The sequence below is a fragment of the Pedobacter heparinus DSM 2366 genome (assembly GCF_000023825.1).
GTDB lineage: Bacteria > Bacteroidota > Bacteroidia > Sphingobacteriales > Sphingobacteriaceae > Pedobacter > Pedobacter heparinus.
Window position 1 is genome coordinate 4,172,877 of the sequence record NC_013061.1, and the last position, 22,026, is coordinate 4,194,902.

Below are 22,026 nucleotides of genomic sequence, written 5' to 3' on the forward strand. Positions count from 1 at the left end.
CGCCCACCTAATTTACCTTTTCCTGTGCAAACCACGTCATGATCCTGTTGTTCATGATCTCGACATGGTGGTCCTCTACCTCATGCGTAGCCCCAGCAATGTGCGGTGTAGCCAGTACATTCGGCAGGTTAATGATGCGGTAATCTTTTTCATCAGGCGGTTCATGGTCAAACACATCCAGCACAGCACCTCTGATGCGCTTGTTTTCCAAGGCTTCCAGCAAGTCGTCACGTTTTACTACGCTGGCACGTGCCGTATTTACAAATATGGCATCAGGTCTCATTTTCGAGATCAGGCTTTTATCGATCATTCCTATGGTAGCCTCATTTACGGGAAGGTGGATCGAAACAATATCACTGCTGGCAAATACATCTTCCAGTGAAGTTTTGGTATACCTGGCATCAAAATTTTCCAGGTAAGGATCGTAAAATTTAATGGAACACGGAAAGTTCTCGACCATACTGGCTATGCGCTGGCCTACTGCACCAAAGCCAACCATACCGATGGTTTTACCAGCCATTTCGTTCCCTTTAAACTGCAGGTAGGAAGTGTGCGCATCCGCTGTCCAGTTCCGGTCCTTTAACCAGGCCACACCGGCATAAGTATTTCTCATCAGGTCAATTACCGTTGCCAGGAACATTTCGGCTACTGCCTGCGCATTTCTGGCCGGGGTATGAAATACCGGGATACCCATTGCCTTAGCTGTTTCCAGCGATACGTTGGAAGGGGTTCCACGACATACGCCTATAAACTGAAGGTGTGGATTAGCTGTAATAACTTTTGCGGTAACGTGATCGTGTTCTGTAATTAAGGCATCAGCTTTGGTCTCTGCCAACAACTCAATCAGTTCGTCTTCATGAAATGCACGGCCAAGATCCTTCCATGGACGATAAACCACTTCGCCCAGTTTTTCTGCCAATGTCTGTTGTCCCTGCTCATTGTAAGGGGCCGTAATCAGTATCCTCATATATGCTTATTATTATTGTTGTTAAATGCTTATTTGTGTGTATGCTTAGCTAATTTGCCGCAACAACCGCTGCAGGCTCATTGGAATGGGCGGTTTTGGCATTATCGGGCAAAGTGATAAAGCGGGTCAGGATGGCACTCAGCAGGTACAGACCGGCAAGTATCCACACCACACCTTCATTACCCAGGCTGCCAATAAAAATACCCACAATGGCCGGGCCTACAAATACAGCCAGACCGGCACCAAGGTTTAATACGGCCATGGCAGCCCCTTTATCTTTTTTAACCAGGGATGGGACCAGGGCCGACAAAGGTACATAGCCCGCCAGCAGGGCACCCCATAAAACACCACAGAACATCACCATCCAGAAACTGCTGCCAAACAATACCGGCGAATAATAGAACAGTAAAGTGGTAAGGGCACAGCCGATGCCACCAAACCACATCACCGTATTCCGCCAGCCAAAACCATCTCCTACAAACCCGAAGATCAGGTTAAAAGCGATATTAGCGGTAAATATTGTACCCCATATCTGCAGCCATTCTGTAGTAGTAAAGCCGTGCGCAGCCATATAAGTGGGCAGGAACACCGGAAATGCAAATTGCGCCGTGGTATTGATGATGCGGACAATCCCGCCCAGTAACACCTTAGGCTCCTCTTTCATGATGATGAGCCCCTTGGCCAGTTCTTCAGCTTTGGAAGAGGTATTTTTACCCGCCGAAGCTTCAAACTTGTCTTTATTTAATACCAAAGCAAAGAAAGCACCCAGCAATACCCAGAAGATAGAACTCCATAAGGTATCCAGATAACCCAGGTGCTCAATTGCCCAGCTCGAATAGTAAGCGCCAAATACGTTTAAACCGCCGGTAAAAACAAACCAGAACCATCCTACCGCAGCGCCCAGCTTTTTACCGGGACTGCGATAAGTTATCCAAACCAAAAACGAATAGGCAAATAGCGGATAGCCAAAGCCTCTTATAGCGTAAGTAATCAACATCACCCCAAAATTCAGATCGGGCAGGCCATAGCCCACAAAACCTGCAGTACCCAGAATATAAAGCAGCAAGCCCATCAGCATGGTCTTTTTTGGACCAAAACCTTCGGCCAGTACCCCGGAAAACCAGGAAGAAATGGCAATGGTTATGCCATAGACCGTAAACAGCGAGGCCGACTGCTGGATGGTCATTCCACGTCCGATCAGGTAGGGACTGAGCCAGCCCTGCTCCACGCCATCTCCCATCATAAAAATCATGATCCCTAAATAGCCCCACGCCAGCTGCTTTGGGATACCTGCCCTGCCGAGCAGGGAATTGTCTGAGTTTAATTCTTGTTTCATTTATATTTGGTTATTTGTTTATCTGCCTTCGCGTTGTTCCGTTTTATGTATTCTGATCTTTCTTTTACCAAAAGAATGAAATTAAACATAATAAAACAAAATAAAAGAGAAATAAATATTTAGAAAGCAATAATAAAACTTCAACATCAATCTGCAATACTCTTCATATTAAAGAATTGTGAATTGTTTTAGTTTACTATATTTGGAGAATTATAGGTTGTATTATAGAAATTTCGTAATATTAACAATCTATAAATAGTGTTTAAAGCCATTAATAAATGAAGAACATTACCGAGCGCCATGAATTTATTATTCAGCAGCTGAAGAAAAACGGCAAAGTAAATATTATTGAACTTATAGACCTGATGAAGGTTTCGGGCGTAACAATAAGAAAGGATTTGAAACTCCTTGAAGACAAAAACCTTCTTTTCCGCACCCGTGGCGGTGGGTCTATCAACAACCCTTATGCAACAGAACGTACCATCAATGAAAAAGAATTTATCAATTCTGAAGAAAAGCAAAAGATAGCCAAAGCAGCACTGTCCATTATCGGACAGAACGATTCGATCAGCATCGGTTCCGGGACAACCGTATTTGAACTGGCGCGCTGCTTATACCCCAGTAAACATTTAACCGTAATTACACCAGCTTTAAAAGTTGGGCTGGAGCTGAGCAACCGCCCCAATGTGGAAGTGTTACAACTGGGTGGCCTGATCAGGCCCAACTCCTCTTCCGTGGCCGGGGCACACGCCGAAAAGATCCTCGCCGAGATCTCTTGTGGTGTATTGTTCCTTGGGGTTGATGGGATAGACCTCGACTTTGGTTTTTCCATTACCAATATTGCCGAAGCTACCCTGAACCAGAAGATGATTGAAACTGCCCAGACACTGGTAATTATGGCCGACAGTACAAAGTTTGACCGCAGGGGCCTGGGTAAGATATGTGGATTTGAGCAGGTGCACTATGTGATTACCGACAGTAAGGTATCTCCGCAAACAGTAAAAATGATAGAAGACAAGGGCGTAAAAGTGATCATTGCCTGATCATATTTACCAATATCAACTGTAACAAAAAGCCCGGCAAAATTGCCGGGCTTTCTTTTATCCTAAAAACAAGACCTTTTTAATTCAGCAGTTTATTGATCCTTTTAACAATGTAATCAATATCAAAAGGCTTGCTGATGTAATCATTTGCGCCGGCAGCAATGCTCCGCTCTTTATTCTTGTCATTCGCAGACATTACAATGATCGGAATGTGCTTTGTAAATGCATCGGTTTTAAGATCTGTACAAATATCAGTACCATCTCCGTCCGGTAACATTACATCTAAAATAAATAAATCAGGCACAGAGTCTTTTAGTTTACTTTTTAGTTCATCAAATGACGAGGAAAGCTGTAGTTCATACCCTTCATCTTTCAATAAAACGCCAATAATGTATCTGATATCTTCATCATCTTCAAGCACATGGATTCTTTTGATCATAATTTAAATAGCTTTACGTTTAACTAATGGTTTCATAGCAACAATTTTGCCATAAATTCTCAGGTCCCTGCTTTTATCCAGGCCACAATATCATCAATCAATACTGAAGACACATTTGCCGGGCCGTCATATTGCTGCAAAGTACCTTTTTCTGTCTGAGAACTCAACAGATGGTTAAGGTCAGGATATAACTTAAGTGTAGCATTTTTTTTCTTTCCTAAAGCAGCACTCCACAGGTTATAATCGGTTACTGAAACCTGAAAGTCGTTGCCACCCTGCGCAACAAAAATGCGTTGTTTCAACTTTTTAGCAGTTTCTACCTGTTTGTAATTGTTCAGATCTATCCAGTAAGCGGCGGGCAATCCAAATAAAGCAGAATCGGCTTTTATAGTCCCCAGTTTTGTAATCCTGGTTACATCCAGCTTTTTGTTCACACTATCGAGCATCAGTTTTCCTGCAGCCGTTGTATCTTTTGCAAGTTCAAAAAAATACCTGTTCTGTTCAACAATAATATCTGTTAAAGACCTTGCCGGGGCAGCAGCCAGTAAAATACCGTTCAGATCAGGCGCAAGCAGGGCTATTCTGGGTGCAAGCATTCCGCCTAAGCTATGGCCAAACAGATAGAGCTGTTTTTTATTTACTTCAGGCAGGGTCCTGGCCAGGGCAATGGCAGCAAGTGCATCATCCAAAACTTCTTCCTTAACGGTATTTGCACCTACAAAATCCATCGGATAGACCTTTGTCCTTTTCACATAGCGTATGCTGGCGATCCCTTTGGAAGCCAGGCCCAGCGCAAGATCTTTCAGGGGCTTGTTGGGGCCCATGGTTTCATCCATATCCTGGGGCCCAGAGCCATGCACCAATACCACTACCGGATAGCCACTCCCCTTTTTGGGCTCAGTTAACATACCAACCAGGCTATGACCCGGTGTTTTTACATAAATCTCTTTTTCTTTATACAAAGCAGTATCGGCGTAAACCGGCCGCGTATAAGCAGCAGCAGAGCTTTTCGGTTGCAGGTAAAGTCCAACTATTTTTTCTGTTTTATTAAAGGCCAGTAAAAAATTCTGTGAATCATTGGCAAACTTCACTTCAAGGATAACTGTGTAAAAATCTCCTTCTGTTTTGCTGCTTACCACCCCTGCATTTTCCATCTTACCAAATTTCTCTGAGAGTTTTGCCCACAGGTCTTTTATATTGGCTTCTGTTACCTTGGCCTGGAAAGCCGGATCAAAATAACTGTAGGCCTCGGTATATTTATCTTCCGACAAGAGCTTGAACAAGTCCTGTGAACGACCAAAAAGATTCAGGATACCCTGCGAAAATGAGGCAGTAGAAATGAAAAGCGCTAAAAACAGCAATAATATTTTCTTCATGTTATGGGTTTAGTTGTACCAAAGTTAGCATTAGCTTTAAATAAATGACTGGTCAGCCAACATATTTTAACATTTAATTTGCAGGGTTTCTAAATTTAATTACTTTTGCCCCACGCTGGTGGTTTTGAGCACCGGCAGGCCACACGGGGGATTAGCTCAGCTGGCTAGAGCGCTTGCCTGGCAGGCAAGAGGTCAGCGGTTCGACTCCGCTATTCTCCACCGCAAAAAGCTCCGGATTAACCGGAGCTTTTTTGTTTTTCAGGCATTTCTTCTTTTCCCGGTATGGGCACAGCACCGCTCAGATAAATTTAACGGGATAAGCACAAATATTTTAAGCAAATTCCTATTTTAGTACATGATACATGCCAACCTTCTTTTAATCCTTGCACTGTTTTTTGCCATGGCCCTGCTCTTTCTGCTCAGTCAGCGCTGGAAGATCTCCTACCCTATATTCTTAGTGATTGGCGGGCTCGGCATCAGTTTTATACCTGGCATGCCGGTCATCAACGTCAATCCCGACATCGTATTCCTGATCTTTTTGCCCCCGCTCTTGTTCGAGGCCGCATGGTATACTTCCTGGAATGATTTCTGGAAATGGCGGCGCTCCATCTTTTCGATGGGCTTCGGCCTGGTACTTATTACTTCCTTGGCCATAGCCTATTTTTCGGTCAGCATTATCCCGGGCTTTACCCTTGCATTTGGCTTTCTGCTGGGCGGGATCATTTCACCTCCCGATGCTGTAGCCGCCACTTCAGTATTAAAGGGTGTAAGCATGCCCAAAAGAGGCTTAACCATACTGGAAGGCGAAAGCCTGGTCAACGATGCCGCATCCCTCACCGTGTTCAGGTTTGCACTTGCAGCCATCCTTACCGGTAAGTTTGTATTGCAGGATGCCGTTACCGATTTCTTCATCCTGGCCATCATGGGTGTTGTGGTGGGCCTGGTTATTGCTCACCTCCTGTACTTTGTATTGAAATACTGGGCCAAATCATCCAATATCACTACCCCCATCACCTTAATAGCTCCCTATCTGATGTATATCGTAGCAGAAGAATTTCACTGGTCGGGCGTATTGGCTGTAGTCAGCGGTGGTTTATTCCTTTCTTTCCGTTCAGGTGATTTTCTAAATTACCATACCCGCATACAGGGCAAGGAAGTATGGGCCACTGTAGGTTTTCTGCTGAACGGCTTTGTATTTATCCTGATCGGACTGGAACTGCCGGTCATTGTGGCCGGACTGGAGGGCTATTCCATGGAAGAAGCCATTAAATATGCCCTCATCATCAGTGCCATTGTCATCATTGCCAGGATCATACTGGTCTATGCTTCGGCATTTATTCCCCGGTTTTTAAGTCCGCGTATCCGCAAAAGAGAAAAAAGTCCGGGCCTGAAACTGCCCTTCATCATTGGCTGGGCGGGTATGCGTGGCGTAGTTTCCCTGGCTTCTGCACTGGCCATACCGCTTACCTTAAATACCGGGGCGGCATTTCCGCACCGCAACATGATCCTTTTTATCACCTTTGTAGTTATCCTGGTTACGCTGGTATTCCAGGGCCTAACCCTGCCGGTGTTCCTCAGGGTACTTAAAGTGGAGGAAATTGACGAGCACATTCCCGAAGATGAACAGCTGGAAACCATCCGCATGCAGCTGGCACAAGAATGTGTAAACTACCTTAACCAGCATTACAGCAACGAAATGAGCCAGTTTGAAACCATCGCCCGCGTTAAGGAGCAGCTGGAAAGAAGCATCAGGGCTACTGAACGCACTTTAATAGCGCAATCACAAAAAGAAGAGGTGGTATCGGTAAGAAGGCTTTACCGACAGATCATGCTGGAACTGATTGAGCTGAGAAGAAAGGGATTGAGAAAAATGAAAGCCACAAAAAAATACGACCATGAAGTACTGCGTGATATGGAAGACAACCTGGACCTGGAAGAAGCGCGCTTAAACAAGCATTAACCTATAAGCATCATGACCCAAACCCCTCAATCTGAACCAACAGACTATAAACCGGTAAGCTTTTCACAGACCGTACTTACAGAACTGATGATCCCCGCCTACTCCAATTTCGGCGGAAAAATACATGGTGGGATCCTGCTGTCGCTAATGGACAAAGTGGCTTACGTTTGCGCAGCCAAACATGCAGGCAATTATTGTGTTACAGCTTCTATAGATACGGTCAATTTTCTGGAACCTGTAGAAGTGGGCGAACTCGTCTCACTCATGGCTTCCATTAACTATGTGGGCAACACTTCACTGGTGGTGGGCATCAGGGTAATTTCCGAAAATGTGAAAACCAACACCATCAAACATACCAATACCTGTTACTTTACCATGGTGGCCAAAGACGAGAAAAATGTAACCGTACAGGTACCCGGATTGATACTGGAGAACCACGACCAGGTAAGGCGCTTTATTGAGGCCAAAAGCCGTAAAGACATCCGACGCAGTTACAACAAAGAACTGGAACAGGTCAGCATTCCTGAAAAAGATGAACAGTGCATGGCCTTACTGGCCGGTGAGCGCTGCAAACTGGCCTGACTTCAAAGAAATAATCGTAACTTCAGGTATGGCAAAAACGTATAAAGCCCCGGGTGTATATGTAGAAGAAATACCAGGTTTACCTCCATCGGTAGCACAGGTACCTACAGCCATCCCCATATTTATTGGTTATACCGAAAAAGCAGGAATTAGTACAGATGATCCTTTGACATCGGTGCTGATCAATGATATCCCTGTAAGCGAGGCCAAACGCATCAGTTCCTTATTGGAATACGAAAGTTATTTCGGAAAAACAACATCCGGCAGTTTAAGCCTATACCCCCACCTGCAGCTATTTTTCGCGAACGGAGGCGGCCCCTGCCATATCGTCAGCGTTGGAAATGCCCTGGAAACGATTGCTATTGACAACCTGCTTGCAGGCTTGGCAATGGCAGAAAGGTACGACGAACCCAGCCTGCTGGTCATTCCCCAGGCCGTTCTGTTGCACACTGCCGCTGAAGCATACACCGTATACCGGGCGGCATTATTACAGGCTGCCCAACTTAAGGACCGTTTTGTACTGATCGATTGTTATGGAGACGATCCCCAGACCCTGCGCAGCGCAGATGGCATTGGCCCGCTCCATTTAAAATATGGCGCAGCCTACCACCCTTATCTGAAAACTACACTCCATTCGGCTGTCCTTCCCCCATCAGCTGCCATAGCGGGTGTTTATGCGGCTACCGACCGTGACCGGGGTGTGTGGAAAGCACCGGCAAATGTAAGCCTGAACCTGGTATCCGCTCCCTCAAAACAAATCAGCAGCCGGGCACAGGATGAACTTAATGTAGATGAAGTGGCAGGAAAATCGATCAATGTGATCAGGACATTTACCGGTAAAGGCGTAGTAGTATGGGGCGCCAGGACCCTGGCAGGTAACAACAATGAATGGCGTTATATTTCTATAAGCCGCTTGTTTATCATGGTGGAAGAAAGCTGCAAAAAAGCACTCAACAATTTCGTATTTGAACCTAATGATGCCAATACCTGGACAAAGGTACGTGCTATGCTGGAAAATTATCTGTATGACTTATGGCAGCAAGGGGCTTTACAGGGCGCTAAACCTGAACATGCTTTTCATGTATCCATTGGCCTCGGTCTGAGCATGACCGCGCTGGATATCCAGGAAGGAAGGATGATTGTTCAGATTGGCATGTCCGCCATACGACCTGCAGAGTTCATACTGTTCAGGATCAGTCTGGCTGTGCGCTGAGAAGCTCCGGCAGTACCCATTTTAGCGGAAAGCTCCCGGTAATCGTCCAGCATCTTTTCCCTTACGGGCCCCTGTAGTATATTTTTCAGCGTAACCGTAATGTTGCCGGTATTGCAATCGTTCTGGATCAGCTCGGTAACCACAGCCCTGTCCATAATTAAATTAACCAGCGATATGAACCTGATTTTGACCAGTGCACGGGCAATAGCTACAGAAATTGCACCGCCGCGGTACACCACCACCTGCGGTACATGGAACAAGGCCGTTTCCAGGGTTGCTGTTCCCGAAGTCACAATTGCAGCCTTAGCTACCTGCAGCAGGTTATAGGTCTGCGAAAAAACAAGGGTTACATTCTCCGTTTTTATAAACTGCCGGTAATACGCTTCGTCAAAACTGGGTGCTGCCGCCACCACAAAGTGATGATCAGGAAATTGTGCCGTTACACTCAGCATATCCGGTAGCAGGCGTTCAATCTCCTGCCGGCGGCTGCCGGGCAATAAGGCAATCAGCTCTTTTTCCAGTCCGTATTTCTTCCGGAATTCGGGATCAGGTGTAAACTGGGCAATTTCATCCAGTAAAGGATTGCCCACATAATCAACCTCCATGCCCCATTCCCGGTAAAAATCAACTTCAAAAGGCAAAATGCAAAACATTTTATCTACTACCTTTTTGATCTTAAGTACCCTTTTCTGGTTCCAGGCCCATACTTTTGGCGAAATGTAATAACAGACCATCATGCCATTTGCTTTGGCAAATTCAGCTATTTTGAGGTTAAAGCCAGGAAAATCGATCAGGATCAGTACATCCGGCCGATAGGCCATTACTGCAGCTTTGCAGGCCTTAATGTTTTTAAAAATGGTCCTCAGGTTCAGCAGCACTTCGGTAAAGCCCATAAAAGCCATCTCCGAGTAATGTTTATCGAGTACACCACCTACGGCCTTCATTTTATTGCCGCCATAATACCTGAATTCGGCAGCCCCGTCTTCTGCCCTTAAGGCTTTCATTAAATTGGCCCCGTGCAGGTCACCGGAAGCTTCGCCAGCTATTAAATAATACCTCATTTACCGGTTTATTTTATAAAAAAAGAAAGCAAAAGCCCATAAAAAGGTGGCACTGATAATGCCCCGGCCAATGTTCTCCTTGTTCAGTTTGAAAAAATAATGCATCAGTAAGGCATTTGCAGCAATGCAGCCAATCAGCAGCAGATCGGCCTTGGCTAAAAATGCGAATCTGTGCATCATGTACCATACAATGGACAGCAGGATACCCGGAATAAGCAGTCCGATACCCAGGCCTGTAAATACAGAGTTCTTAAGACGTTTCAGCTGTTCCTGCATCTCCTTTTTAACCTAATGATAATCCGTCGGGTGCAGGGGTTCTGCCTGCAGCCTTTGTTTCTGGCTTAGCATCCACTGCATCAAAATCCCAGGTGTTCAATACCGGGATGGCATGGTGTGCAGTAAGGTCGAACTGTACCGGCACTACCGATACAAAACCATGCTCCAAAGCCCATACATCGGTATCCTCACCTTTATCATAGTTCTGAAAAACACCTGTTAGCCAATAATACGGGCGTTCGTACGGGTCTTTACGCTCATCAAACTCTTCAGCCCATTTCGCATTGGCCTGCCGGCAGATCTTTATGCCCTTCAAGCCATCCCCTTTTGGGAAATTTACGTTCAGCAGCGTTGCAGCAGGCAGCCCATGCGCCAGCACCTGTTCTGCAATGACCTTAATGTATTTTTTGCAATGGCTGAAATCGGCCTGCTGAGAAAAATCATCCAGTGAAAACCCAATAGAAGGAATATTTTCTATAGCCCCTTCTACGGCGGCCGACATGGTGCCTGAGTAAATCACATTAATGGAATTGTTTAAACCGTGGTTAATCCCCGAAACGCAAAGATCGGGCTTTTTACCCTTAAAGATCTTGTTAACGGCCAGCTTCACGCAATCTACCGGGGTACCCGAACATTTGTACATCTCTACACCGGGGTACAAATCTACTGCATCAAAACGCAATGGTTTACCGATCGTAATGGCATGGCCCATGCCAGACTGAGGCCCATCAGGCGCCACAACCACCACATTGCCCAGTTCTGTCATTACATCTATCAGGTTTTTAATTCCCGGAGCGGTAATGCCATCATCGTTCACTACTAAAATATTGGGTCTCGAATTTTGCTTTTTCATCTGTTTAAAATTAATCATTTTTACCCTGTGATCCGGAAAATCAATAAGGTTTTATACTGATTTGCTTCAGTTAAAGGGCCCGGCAATGTGTTAAAATCACCTGTTTTAATACACAAAAACCCTTATAACCTTTGTAGCAGCAAAAGTACAAGAATTAGGGCATAAAAATTCAGTAATCAGCTTATATTTGACCGTAACTTATTAAAGCTGGATCTGTCTAAATTAAACAGCCAGCTTCACAACCGTATTAAAACTTATATTTAATGAAACACAAATTATTATTGCTTGTCTGTTTGCTGATAACAGGTACAAGCCTGATGGCGCAGTCCACTTATCAATGGAAAACAGCCTCTTCCGGTGGTTACACTTATAAATACGTAACCAACGACCCTACAAAATCCCGTTTCTATACTTTAAAAAATGGACTTACGGTTGTTTTATCACCAAACCCCAAAGAGCCGATTATTGAATTCCGCCTGGCCGTAAGGGCCGGCAGCAATACCGATCCGCGTACAGCCACCGGCCTGGCCCATTACCTGGAGCACCTGCTGTTTAAAGGCACCGATAAATTTGGCACAATGGACTTTGTCAAAGAAAAACCCCTGCTGGACAAGATAGATGCTTTGTACGAACAGTACCACGAAACCACAGATCCGGCAAAACGCAAGGAAATCTATGCCCAGATCGATAAAACATCAGGAGAAGCCTCTAACTACGCTATCGCCAACGAATACGATAAAATGATGAAGGCCATTGGCGGCCAGAGCACCAATGCCCATACCTGGTACGAAGAAACCGTTTACAATGAAGATTTTCCTTCAAATGCGACCGATCAGTTCCTGGCCCTGCAGGCAGAACGCTTCCGCAATCCCATTTTCCGTATTTTCCATACGGAACTGGAAGCAGTATATGAAGAAAAAAACCGGGGGCTCGACAATGATGGCTGGAAAGTAAACGAACAAACCGGAGCCCTGCTGTTCCCCACACATAATTACGGGCAGCAAACCACCATCGGTACTGTTGAGCACCTGAAGAATCCCTCCTTACTGGAAATCAGAAAATATTACAACAAATATTACGTACCCAACAATATGGTCATTGCACTTGCCGGCGACCTTAACCCCGACGAGATGATCAAAAAAGTAGATAAGGCCTTTGCTTACATGAAAGCCAAACCATTTGAGCTGTACAATCCGGCACCTGAAAAACCACTTACGCAGGTGCAAAAAATAGACATTTATGGGCCAAGCGCCGAAAGTGTAAGGATGTCGTACAGGGGTTATGCACAAAATACAACCCAAAGCATGCTGCTCGACCTGATCTCGAGCATCCTATCTAATGGAAAAGCGGGACTGCTCGACATCAACTTAAACAAACAGCAAAAAGTCTTGAGCTCAAGCGCAGGTTACCAGCAGATGAAAGATTATGGCATTTTCACACTTATTGCACAACCTAAACAAGGCCAGAGCCTGGAAGAAGCCCAAAAGTTATTGCTGCAACAATTGGACATCCTTAAAAAGGGAGATTTTGATGAAAGCCTGATCAAAGCTACGGTAGCCAACAGCAAGCTGGGCTTACTGGAAGCTTTTGACAAGAACAGTTTCCGGGTAGAATCTGTAACCAATGAATTTATCCTGAACCGTGCCGAAAACTGGGACAAATCTTTAAATGCCCTGGATGCCATGGCCAAAATAACCAAAAAGCAGGTGATAGATTTTGCCAACCAGTTTTTTAAAGACAACTATGTAATAGCCTTTAAGCACAAAGGCGAAGACAAGAGTATACAGAAGGTAGAAAAACCGGTCATCACACCAGTAAACACCAATGCCGGCGAGACCTCTGAATTCACTAAAAACCTGCTGGCCATGCAGGTAAAACCCATTGCGCCTAAATTTTTAGATTATAAAAAAGACCTGAACTTTGGAAAGGCCGGCATTGCCGATGTAATTGCCGTACAAAACAAGGACAACAGTATTTTTAACCTGACCTACCGTTTTGATATTGGTGCCTGGAACTATAGGCTACAACCTTATGCAGCCTCGTACCTTGCTTTTTTAAGTACCGACAAATACACCGCAGAAGAGATCAGCAAACAGTTTTATAACATCGCCTGCAGTTATTCCTTTAATGTGAGCAATGAGGTGGCCAGTATCAACATCAGCGGTCTGCAGGAAAATTTTGATCAGGCCGTAAGTCTGGTTGAACATATTTTTGCCAACTGCAAACCCAATGAGCAGGCCCTGACAGAACTGAAAAGCCGCATCTTAAAATCAAGGGAAAACAACAAGCTCAATAAAGCCTCTATTTTAAGTGGCCTAACCACTTATGCACAGTATGGCGCCAGCAATCCCTTCAACTATACCCTAAGCAACGAAGAAATAAAGAACATAACTTCAGATCAGCTGGTCTATATATTGCACAACATCAACAACTACAAGCATACCATTACATATTACGGACCACAAACACTGGCTGCTTTTACTGCGGGCATCAGTAAACTACACAATTTACCCAAAGAATTTACACCCGAAGCCCCTGCTAAAAAATTCAGCTATGCGGCCGAAAATGGCAACAAGGTATATTTTGCCGATTATGACATGGTGCAGTCGGAAATCCGCTGGGTACGCAACGGCGGGCCTTATAACCAGGCATGGGCACCAAAAATAAACTTATTTAACAGCTATTTTGGAGGTGGTATGGGTTCTGTGGTATTCCAGACCATCCGTGAATCAAAAGCCCTGGCCTACTCTACTTTTGCTGTATTTTCTTCACCGGATAAAAAAGAGAAAAATTACACCATGGTGGCTTATGTAGGCAGCCAGGCCGACAAAATGAATGATGCCGTTAAAGGCATGAACGAACTACTGAATACCTTACCACGAACAGACAAGGCTTTTGATGCTTCAAGATACAATGCGCTGAATGCCATTGAAACCAGCCGGATTACCAAAAACGACATTATTGGCGCTTACTTTTCCGATAAGAAACTGGGCTTTGACCATGATTCGAGAATGGATGTATACCAGGGTTTAAAACCCCTTACATTTGGGGACATAAAAACCTTTCATGAAAACAATGTAGCCAACAAGGCCTATAATTATTGCATTGTTGCTTCAGAGAAGAACGTAAAGATGGAAGACCTGCAGAAATTTGGCACTGTGACCAAGCTGAGCCTGGAACAGATATTTGGTTATTAAACCAGGTATTGAAAAACAAAAAAGGGGCATGAAATTCATGCCCCTTTTTTTACCCAATTAAATCCGGGTATTATTTTAGCTGTCCTGCTTTTTCTATGATCTCCGTTACTACTGCAGGATCCAATAAAGTAGAGGTATCGCCGATCTGAGAAGTTTCGCCTTCAGCGATCTTCCTTAAAATGCGGCGCATGATTTTACCCGAGCGTGTTTTAGGCAAACCCGATACAAACAAGATCTTATCCGGTTTTGCAATAGCGCCGATAACCCGGGTTACCGTTTGCAGGATATCTTTACGGGTAAGGTCTTCATCATTATGGACATTAGGGTTAATTACGAAAGCATAAATACCCTGCCCTTTTACATCATGTGGATAACCTACCACTGCACTTTCTACCACACCGGCATGCATGTTGATGGCATTCTCTACCTCTGCTGTACCAATGCGGTGGCCAGATACGTTGATCACATCATCTACCCTGCCGGTAATGCGATAATAACCATCCTCGTCCCTTAAACAACCATCACCTGTAAAATAAAGGTCTTTGTAGGTCGAGAAATAAGTTAGCTTGCAACGCTCATGATCGCCATAAGTGGTGCGCAGCATGCCAGGCCATGGGAACTTGATACACAGGTTTCCATTTACGCCATTGCCTTCAATTTCCTTACCCTGCTCATCTACCAGCATCGGCTGGATACCCGGCAAAGGTAGCGTAGCAAAACTTGGTTTGGTTGGCGTAACATAAGCGATCGGCGAGATCATAATGCCGCCTGTTTCCGTTTGCCACCAGGTATCTACAATCGGACATTTGCTTTTGCCTATGTTCTCGTCAAACCAGTGCCATGCCTCTTCATTTATAGGCTCACCTACCGACCCCAATACCCTTAAAGAGCTCAGGTCTATTCCTTTAAGCGGTTCTTCACCAAAGCTCATTAAGGAACGAATGGCCGTTGGTGCAGTATATAAAATGTTTACTTTATGTTTTTCTACCACCTGCCACATGCGCGATGCATCAGGGAAAGTAGGGATACCTTCGAACATCAAAGTGGTAGCGCCCTGCGAGAGCGGCCCGTATACAATGTAAGAGTGGCCGGTAATCCAGCCGATATCTGCCGTACAGAAGAACACTTCGTCCGGCTGATAGTTAAATACGTTAGAGAAGGTATATCCAGCATATACCATGTAACCGCCAATGGTATGTACCACCCCCTTAGGTTTGCCGGTTGAACCCGAAGTATATAAAATGAACAGCAGGTCTTCCGCATCCATTTCTTCAGCCGGGCAATTGGTATCTACCAGTTTAATTTCATCTTCCCACCATACGTCACGTCCTTTCAGCATGGATACGGCCATACGGGTATGGGTTAAAACGATTACCCTTTCCACTGTCGGGCAGCCAATCAGGGCATCGTCAATTACTTCTTTCAGCTGAATCTGCTTGTTTCCTCTAAATGCACCATCGGCTGTGATAACCACTTTACATTCTGCATCATTGATACGGTCGGCAATAGATTTGGCAGAGAAACCACCAAATACTACTGAATGTACTGCCCCAATACGGGCACAGGCCAGTACAGCAACAGCCAGTTCAGGCACCATAGGCATGTAAATACATACCCGGTCGCCTTTTTTCACGCCATTCTTTTTCAGCACGTTGCCAAAACGGCAAACCTGCTCATGTAATATTTTATAACTTAAGGTAATACTTTCTTTTTGAGGATCATTTGGTTCCCAGATAATGGCTGGTTTATCTCCATTTTCTGCGAGGTGACGGTCTAAACAGTTTTCAGTGATGTTTAATTTAGCCCCTTCAAACCATTTAATATTAGGTTCAGAAAAATTCCAGGACAACACTTTATTCCATTTTTTTCTCCACTGAAAATTATTGGCAATACCCTCCCAAAACTGCTCAGGGTAATCTACACTATACTGATAGGTTTTTTGATACTCTTCAAATGATTTAATTTGCATGGTTTAATTTATTTCGATACTAAAGTTCAAATATAGCTTTATTAAAAAGCTATCAAAACTTTTATAGTATGTTTTATAAGATAAAAATGCAAAAAGCGTAAAGAAGCTTATTAGAAGCGGTTACGTAAACACATAATCATAAAGGCAGATATTTTTCTAATAAAAGGAGTATAAGACCACTGGTCAATACACACCAGCCGGAGTAATACCGTAGCAATTCTGTATAAAAATTTTGATGTTAACTGTAAAGTTTACTAGGTTTACATAATGATGCATTTTTAAATGCTGATGTATGCTCTTATTTCTGCCTAACCTCTCAACACCTATGAACAACATTGACCGTCTATTAGACTATTTACACAAAATGTTTCCCCTTTCGGCTGGCTTTTGGAACGACCTGCAGCCTATGATGACCGAAAAAGTTAAAAAAGACAAGCACTTATTTTTAAAACCCGGCCAGCTGGCCAATAAAGCCTGGCAGCTGATCAGCGGATTTATTGTAGTGATCAGGGAAGGTAACGAAGGTGAGGAAATTGTAGAAAGGATCTATCAGCCACTGCAAATTGTAACCGATCTGGACAGTTTTTTTGAGCAGATACCTATCCGGTTTAAATTTGTTGCTGTAGGCGATGTAACCGTTCTTGAGATCAACAGAGCCGATGTGATGCAGCTGCAACAATATCCTGAAACCAATAAACTGGTACAGCATATCATTTTTCTGGACAAGCAGGCCGCCGATCACCTGGTACAGATGTTAAGGCTGCCGGTAAAGGAAAGGGTAAAGTTGTTTCTTGAAAAATACAAGATTAGTGGCTTGCCTGCCAGGTACTGCGCCTCTATGCTTAACCTGTCGGAAACGGAATACCTGGAAAATAAAGCTGCGCTTCAGCCGCTGACAGAACCCCAGGATACCACATCCGACGCGGCACATGCAAATGATACGGCCTATAAGATCAAAGCCTATCTCATGGAAAACTATACCCAATCCAATCTGGGCGACACCTACGAAATTGCGAAACAATTTAACACCAGCACCCGCACGCTGAACCGACTCTTTGTAAAAACCTTTGGTCTGACTGTAAGCAAATTTATTGTAAAGCTGCGTATGGCAAAGGCAATGGAATTGCTAAAACAACCCGGGCTTACTGTGGGGCAAATTGCACTTACTGCAGGCTATAAAAATATCTTTCATTTTAGTAAAGTCTTTAAAATGTATTATGGTTATCCACCTAAAATGGGTACGAAACGGTAAATATTGATCCCACAGTAAGGCCACAGTCAGCCCACAGTGAGCCCACGTTTTTCCAGGGAAAAGGTGGGCTAAGGATGGGTTAACCATAAATTAATAATGGGAATACCAAAACCCTGCCATTTCCATGTATTCTTAATCTATAAGATGTAAACCCCTTCTAATAAAATACGGGCTGAGCTACGCACCAAATGTATTCAAAAGGCTAATTTAAAAATGAACAAAAAGCTTTTGCTGAACTTATTGGTTGATTTGCAAAACTTTATTAATTTAGTGGCAGGCAACTAACTTTAAATTAGTCACTTATAACAAAAACGCATCAAAACCAGACTCTAATGCTCCAAATCAATCAAAACCTATCTGTTAAAAACGGGGACGAACGCCTGAAACAGGTTTATGACCAATATGGCGGAATGCTGCTGGGTTACATTAACCAGGTTATAGACAATGAGAAAATAGCGGAAGAATTTCTTGTAAACATATTTACAGACATTGCACGCAACTATAATGTATGGAACTGGGACGAATACAATATTTGGAGCCAGTTGTTAAATTTTGCGCGGTCTAAACTCATAGGATTTAGTGAAATGGCTATGGCTATAGGTTTGGATCCTCAAAAAAATAGCGCCAGCAACAAATGCTTTACGAAATTGTCTCCCGAACAAAGGCACGTGCTTAAGGAAGTGTACTATAAAGGCAGACTAATCCAAACCCTTGCAAAAAATGAAAATAAACCCGAAGATTTAATCAGAAAAACCTTGAAAGAGGCTTTCGACCAAATAAGAAATACTTGTGGACATTAATGAATACATAAAAAGCGGAGCCCTGGAAGCTTATTTATCGGGCTCGGCCAGTGAAACAGAAACCCATAAACTATTATACCTTAAAGCAGTACACCCCGAAATTGACGATGCCTTGTACAGAATGGAAGTTGATCTGGAAAACCTGGCCAAATATATGGCGATTAAACCTCCGACAAGGGTATGGGACAAAATTGATGACAACCTTAAAGAACTGGCCAAAACAGAAGAGGACCATCCGGGAATGTTAAAAGTCCATTCAAAAAGAATTGGAACTGAAGAGAAACAAATACCCGCCAAAGATGGTCAGTTTATTGAAGTTGAAGGCTCCTCTACCCATATGCGCATCCATAAAATATGGAGATGGATACTGCTGGGCATTTTTATACTTGGAAAAATATTTTTAGGCTTTGCTATTTATTATTACCTGGAAAACCGGCAGATGATGAAACAAATGGAAAAACAACAGCAGGAGCTAAGTAAAAAGAAACAAGGACAGCCTGAAAAATAAATTGAAAATATTTTGGGCACGGCTTGATGGTTACAAATATTTTATTGATATTTGCAAACTCTTAAAAAATTAAGAAAGTATAATTAAACACTATAAATAAAGGCATGTCAAGAGTTTGTGATTTAACCGGAAAAATGGCAATGGCAGGTTTTAATGTTTCTCACTCAAACGTTAAAACCAAGCGTAAGTTTTATCCCAACCTACAACTTCAGAAATTTTATATTCCTGAAGAAGACCGTTGGATAACACTGAAAGTATCTACTTCAGCAATCAAAACCATTAATAAAATTGGTATTACTGAGGCGATCAACCGTTTCGTGAAAAAAGGATATTTGTAAATAACATTGGTTGATGTGAATCAACCTTAAGATAAATAAAATGGCAAAAAAAGGTAACAGAGTACAAGTTATTCTAGAGTGTACAGAGCATAAAACTAGCGGCATGCCTGGTATGTCTAGATATATCTCTACTAAAAACCGTAAAAACACTACAGAGCGTTTGGAATTGAAAAAATTTAACCCTGTATTGAGAAAAGTAACGGTACACAAAGAAATTAAGTAATACATTTAGTATTTAAAAAATACAATCCATTAAATCATGGCAAAAAAGGTAGTTGCAACCCTTAAAACGGGCAAAGGAAAAGAATATTCGAAAGTTATTACAATGACTAAATCACCTAAAGGTGCTTATTCTTTCAAAGAAGTTATTGTTCACAACGATCACGTTCAGGATGCTATCGCTGCATCTAGAAAATAATTTTAATATTTAATCATATTAAAGCCGTCCCTTTTTATCGGGAGGGCTTTTTTTGTTTTGTTATACATTCGTATGGGTTTATTCGATTTTTTCAAGAAAAAAGAAACTGCGCCTGAAGCGCAAGAGGCTCTGGATAAGGGATTAGAAAAAACAAAAGAAGGTTTTTTTAGCAAGATCACAAAGGCAGTTGCAGGCAAATCGAGCATTGATGATGATGTGCTCGACAACCTGGAAGAAGTACTGGTGACCTCGGATGTGGGTGTAAGTACAACATTAAAAATCATTGAACGTATTGAGCAGCGCGTAGCGAAAGACAAGTACTTATCTACCACTGAACTGAATCACCTGCTGCGCGATGAGATCCAGCTGCTGCTGGCAGAGAACAACAGCAATGATTTCCGCCAGTTTGAATACGGACAGCACAAGCCTTATGTAATTATGGTAGTTGGTGTAAATGGTGTAGGTAAAACCACCACCATAGGCAAACTGGCACATAAACTGAAAGCAGAAAACCTTAAAGTTGTTTTAGGCGCTGCCGATACTTTCAGGGCTGCTGCAGTAGAACAAATTAAACTTTGGGGCGAACGGGTTGGTGTACGTGTAGTGGCACAGGCCATGGGGTCTGACCCCGCTTCGGTAGCTTATGATACCCTGCAATCGGCAGTAGCCAATGGCGAGGATGTGGTGATCATTGATACCGCCGGCCGTTTACACAATAAAGTGGGCCTGATGAACGAACTGGGGAAAATTAAAAATGTAATGCAAAAGGTGATCCCTTCTGCCCCACACGAAATACTGCTGGTACTGGATGGGTCGACCGGACAAAATGCCTTTGAGCAATGCAAACAGTTTACTGAAGCTACTGATGTAAATGCGCTGGCCATTACCAAACTGGATGGTACCGCAAAAGGCGGTGTAGTGATTGGGATTTCTGATCAGTTTAAAATTCCGGTAAAATACATAGGCGTAGGCGAAGGCATGAACGACCTGCAATTGTTTGATAAAAAAGCATTTGTTGACAGCCTGTTTAACTAATAAAAAGAATACCCAATATATAACATGAATACAAAAACACCGTCAAAGATAGTACCTGTTAAAAAACCTAAAATCAATGTAATTACATTGGGTTGTTCAAAAAACACCTACGATTCGGAAGTTTTAATGGGTCAGCTGCGCGGCAATAGCATGGATGTGGTGCATGAGGCCAATAAAATGGGTAAAGACGATATCGTAGTGATCAATACCTGCGGTTTTATTGACAATGCAAAACAGGAATCTATTGATACCATATTGCAATACAGTCAGCTTAAAGAAGAAGGAAAAGTGGGAAAGGTTATTGTAACCGGATGTTTATCGGAGCGTTATAAACCAGAACTGGAAGCTGAAATTACCAATGTTGATGCTTTTTTTGGCACCAACGATTTAAATAACCTGCTACACGCTTTAGGTGCAAACTATAAGCATGAGCTGATTGGCGAACGTTTACTGACTACGCCTTCCCATTTTGCCTATTTTAAAATAGCAGAAGGCTGTAACCGCCCCTGCTCTTTTTGCGCCATCCCGCTTATGCGGGGCAAGCACGTTTCGCGCGACATGCAGGAACTGGTAAATGAAGCTAAAATATTGGCTGCAGGGGGTACCAAAGAACTGATATTAATCGCACAGGACCTCACTTATTATGGCCTGGATATTTACGGTAAACGTAACCTGGATGAACTGCTGCGCAGATTGTCTGATGTGAACGGTATTGAGTGGATCAGGTTGCAATACGCGTACCCTTCCGGTTTCCCAATGGAAATCCTGGATGCCATGAACGAACGCGAGAACATCTGCAAATACCTGGACATGCCTTTACAGCACATTACAGACAATATGTTGAAATCGATGCGCCGTGGCATTACCAAACAAAAAACCATAGACATTGTAAACCAGATCAGGGATAAGGTACCGGGCATTGCCATGCGTACCACCTTAATTTGCGGTTACCCGGGCGAAACGGAACAGGATTTTGAGGAAATGATGGATTGGGTGGAAGAAACCCGTTTTGACAGACTTGGCTGTTTCACTTACTCGCATGAAGAAAAAACCCATGCCCACAGTTTGGTAGATGATGTGCCTGATGAAATAAAACAGGAACGTGTAGACGCCATTATGGAACTGCAACAGGGAATTTCGTACGACATCAACCAGGAAAAGGTTGGCAAAACCTATAAGGTGCTGGTTGACAGAAAAGAAGGCGCCTTCTTTATCGGCCGTACTGAATTTGACTCGCCGGAGGTAGACAACGAAGTTTTAATTGATGCCAGCACGGGCTATGCCGCCAATGGCAGTTTTGTAAAGGTGAAGATTGACCGGGCGGAAGATTTTGATCTATATGGACAGATTGTAAAATAAAAGCCGCAAATTAAGAATTATGGTTTATTAACTTAAATTCGTGG

The 22,026-nt window shown here is 43.5% G+C and carries 21 protein-coding genes and 1 tRNA gene; 14 read left to right on the forward strand and 8 right to left on the reverse strand.

Annotated features, from left to right (window positions below; translation table 11 throughout):
- Window positions 1–7 precede the first annotated feature (7 nt).
- Both PHEP_RS17440 and PHEP_RS17445 read right to left on the reverse strand, forming a co-directional pair.
- A complete protein-coding gene (locus tag PHEP_RS17440) occupies window positions 8–967 on the reverse strand; it encodes a 2-hydroxyacid dehydrogenase (protein ID WP_015809305.1) in 960 nt (319 codons plus the stop codon).
- A 49-nt stretch (window positions 968–1,016) separates the two neighbouring features.
- Complete coding sequence (locus PHEP_RS17445; protein WP_015809306.1) at window positions 1,017–2,303, reverse strand: MFS transporter; 1,287 nt, start codon at window positions 2,301–2,303, stop codon at window positions 1,017–1,019.
- A gap of 278 nt (window positions 2,304–2,581) precedes the next feature.
- Here PHEP_RS17445 and PHEP_RS17450 point away from each other — a divergent pair, with 278 nt between their 5' ends.
- Window positions 2,582–3,346, forward strand: a complete 765-nt coding sequence (locus PHEP_RS17450) for a DeoR/GlpR family DNA-binding transcription regulator (protein ID WP_015809307.1) — start codon at window positions 2,582–2,584, stop codon at window positions 3,344–3,346.
- A 79-nt stretch (window positions 3,347–3,425) separates the two neighbouring features.
- Here the strand turns inward: PHEP_RS17450 and PHEP_RS17455 are convergent, their stop codons facing one another.
- Together PHEP_RS17455 and PHEP_RS17460 are read right to left on the reverse strand one after the other, a co-directional pair.
- Window positions 3,426–3,785: a response regulator transcription factor gene (locus PHEP_RS17455; protein WP_015809308.1), complete on the reverse strand. Its 360-nt coding sequence runs from the start codon at window positions 3,783–3,785 to the stop codon at window positions 3,426–3,428.
- A gap of 59 nt (window positions 3,786–3,844) precedes the next feature.
- Window positions 3,845–5,161: an alpha/beta fold hydrolase gene (locus tag PHEP_RS17460; protein WP_015809309.1), complete on the reverse strand. Its 1,317-nt coding sequence runs from the start codon at window positions 5,159–5,161 to the stop codon at window positions 3,845–3,847.
- 145 nt (window positions 5,162–5,306) lie between these two features.
- Between PHEP_RS17460 and PHEP_RS17465 the strand changes: the two genes are divergently transcribed.
- From PHEP_RS17465 to PHEP_RS17480, 4 genes are all read left to right on the forward strand, one after another.
- Window positions 5,307–5,380, forward strand: a tRNA-Ala gene (locus PHEP_RS17465).
- Window positions 5,381–5,516: 136 nt separating this feature from the next.
- Window positions 5,517–7,121: a Na+/H+ antiporter gene (locus tag PHEP_RS17470; protein ID WP_015809310.1), complete on the forward strand. Its 1,605-nt coding sequence runs from the start codon at window positions 5,517–5,519 to the stop codon at window positions 7,119–7,121.
- Between the two features lie 12 nt (window positions 7,122–7,133).
- Window positions 7,134–7,703, forward strand: a complete 570-nt coding sequence (locus PHEP_RS17475; protein ID WP_015809311.1) for an acyl-CoA thioesterase — start codon at window positions 7,134–7,136, stop codon at window positions 7,701–7,703.
- The gene (locus PHEP_RS17480; RefSeq protein WP_238326496.1) at window positions 7,654–8,916 is read left to right on the forward strand and encodes a phage tail sheath family protein; all 1,263 of its coding nucleotides are present in this window, start codon (window positions 7,654–7,656) and stop codon (window positions 8,914–8,916) included. The genes PHEP_RS17475 and PHEP_RS17480 overlap by 50 nt, the downstream gene beginning before the upstream one ends.
- Here PHEP_RS17480 and lpxB read toward each other — a convergent pair.
- The 3 genes from lpxB to surE are packed head-to-tail and all read right to left on the reverse strand — an operon-like array spanning window position 8,847 to window position 11,106.
- The gene (gene lpxB, locus PHEP_RS17485; protein WP_015809313.1) at window positions 8,847–9,977 is read right to left on the reverse strand and encodes a lipid-A-disaccharide synthase; all 1,131 of its coding nucleotides are present in this window, start codon (window positions 9,975–9,977) and stop codon (window positions 8,847–8,849) included. The two genes, PHEP_RS17480 and lpxB, sit on opposite strands and share 70 nt — an antisense overlap.
- Complete coding sequence (locus PHEP_RS17490; RefSeq protein ID WP_015809314.1) at window positions 9,978–10,253, reverse strand: hypothetical protein; 276 nt, start codon at window positions 10,251–10,253, stop codon at window positions 9,978–9,980. It abuts the gene before it with no gap.
- A gap of 7 nt (window positions 10,254–10,260) precedes the next feature.
- A complete protein-coding gene (gene surE, locus PHEP_RS17495) occupies window positions 10,261–11,106 on the reverse strand; it encodes a 5'/3'-nucleotidase SurE (RefSeq protein WP_036674772.1) in 846 nt (281 codons plus the stop codon).
- A gap of 263 nt (window positions 11,107–11,369) precedes the next feature.
- Between surE and PHEP_RS17500 the strand changes: the two genes are divergently transcribed.
- Window positions 11,370–14,303, forward strand: a complete 2,934-nt coding sequence (locus PHEP_RS17500) for a M16 family metallopeptidase (RefSeq protein WP_015809316.1) — start codon at window positions 11,370–11,372, stop codon at window positions 14,301–14,303.
- A gap of 70 nt (window positions 14,304–14,373) precedes the next feature.
- Here PHEP_RS17500 and acs read toward each other — a convergent pair whose 3' ends face one another.
- The gene (gene acs, locus PHEP_RS17505; protein WP_015809317.1) at window positions 14,374–16,272 is read right to left on the reverse strand and encodes an acetate--CoA ligase; all 1,899 of its coding nucleotides are present in this window, start codon (window positions 16,270–16,272) and stop codon (window positions 14,374–14,376) included.
- A 325-nt stretch (window positions 16,273–16,597) separates the two neighbouring features.
- Here acs and PHEP_RS17510 point away from each other — a divergent pair, with 325 nt between their 5' ends.
- From PHEP_RS17510 to rimO, 8 genes are all read left to right on the forward strand, one after another.
- Complete coding sequence (locus PHEP_RS17510) at window positions 16,598–17,524, forward strand: helix-turn-helix domain-containing protein (RefSeq protein ID WP_162141667.1); 927 nt, start codon at window positions 16,598–16,600, stop codon at window positions 17,522–17,524.
- 332 nt (window positions 17,525–17,856) lie between these two features.
- On the forward strand, window positions 17,857–18,324 hold the full coding sequence (locus tag PHEP_RS17515) for a sigma-70 RNA polymerase sigma factor region 4 domain-containing protein (protein ID WP_015809319.1): 468 nt from the start codon (window positions 17,857–17,859) through the stop codon (window positions 18,322–18,324).
- Window positions 18,314–18,832, forward strand: a complete 519-nt coding sequence (locus tag PHEP_RS17520; protein ID WP_015809320.1) for a hypothetical protein — start codon at window positions 18,314–18,316, stop codon at window positions 18,830–18,832. Before PHEP_RS17515 ends, PHEP_RS17520 begins: the two co-directional genes overlap by 11 nt.
- 104 nt (window positions 18,833–18,936) lie before the next feature.
- Window positions 18,937–19,170: a 50S ribosomal protein L28 gene (gene rpmB / locus PHEP_RS17525; protein ID WP_015809321.1), complete on the forward strand. Its 234-nt coding sequence runs from the start codon at window positions 18,937–18,939 to the stop codon at window positions 19,168–19,170.
- A 40-nt stretch (window positions 19,171–19,210) separates the two neighbouring features.
- Entirely contained in the window at window positions 19,211–19,393 is a 183-nt protein-coding gene (gene rpmG / locus PHEP_RS21945) for a 50S ribosomal protein L33 (protein WP_015809322.1), read from the forward strand.
- A gap of 36 nt (window positions 19,394–19,429) precedes the next feature.
- Complete coding sequence (locus tag PHEP_RS21950) at window positions 19,430–19,588, forward strand: DUF4295 domain-containing protein (RefSeq protein ID WP_015809323.1); 159 nt, start codon at window positions 19,430–19,432, stop codon at window positions 19,586–19,588.
- Window positions 19,589–19,660: 72 nt separating this feature from the next.
- Window positions 19,661–20,623 carry a signal recognition particle-docking protein FtsY gene (ftsY, locus tag PHEP_RS17530; protein ID WP_015809324.1) on the forward strand — a complete coding sequence of 321 codons (963 nt, stop codon included), beginning with the start codon at window positions 19,661–19,663 and terminating at the stop codon, window positions 20,621–20,623.
- A gap of 24 nt (window positions 20,624–20,647) precedes the next feature.
- Complete coding sequence (gene rimO, locus PHEP_RS17535) at window positions 20,648–21,982, forward strand: 30S ribosomal protein S12 methylthiotransferase RimO (protein ID WP_015809325.1); 1,335 nt, start codon at window positions 20,648–20,650, stop codon at window positions 21,980–21,982.
- Window positions 21,983–22,026: the final 44 nt, after the last annotated feature.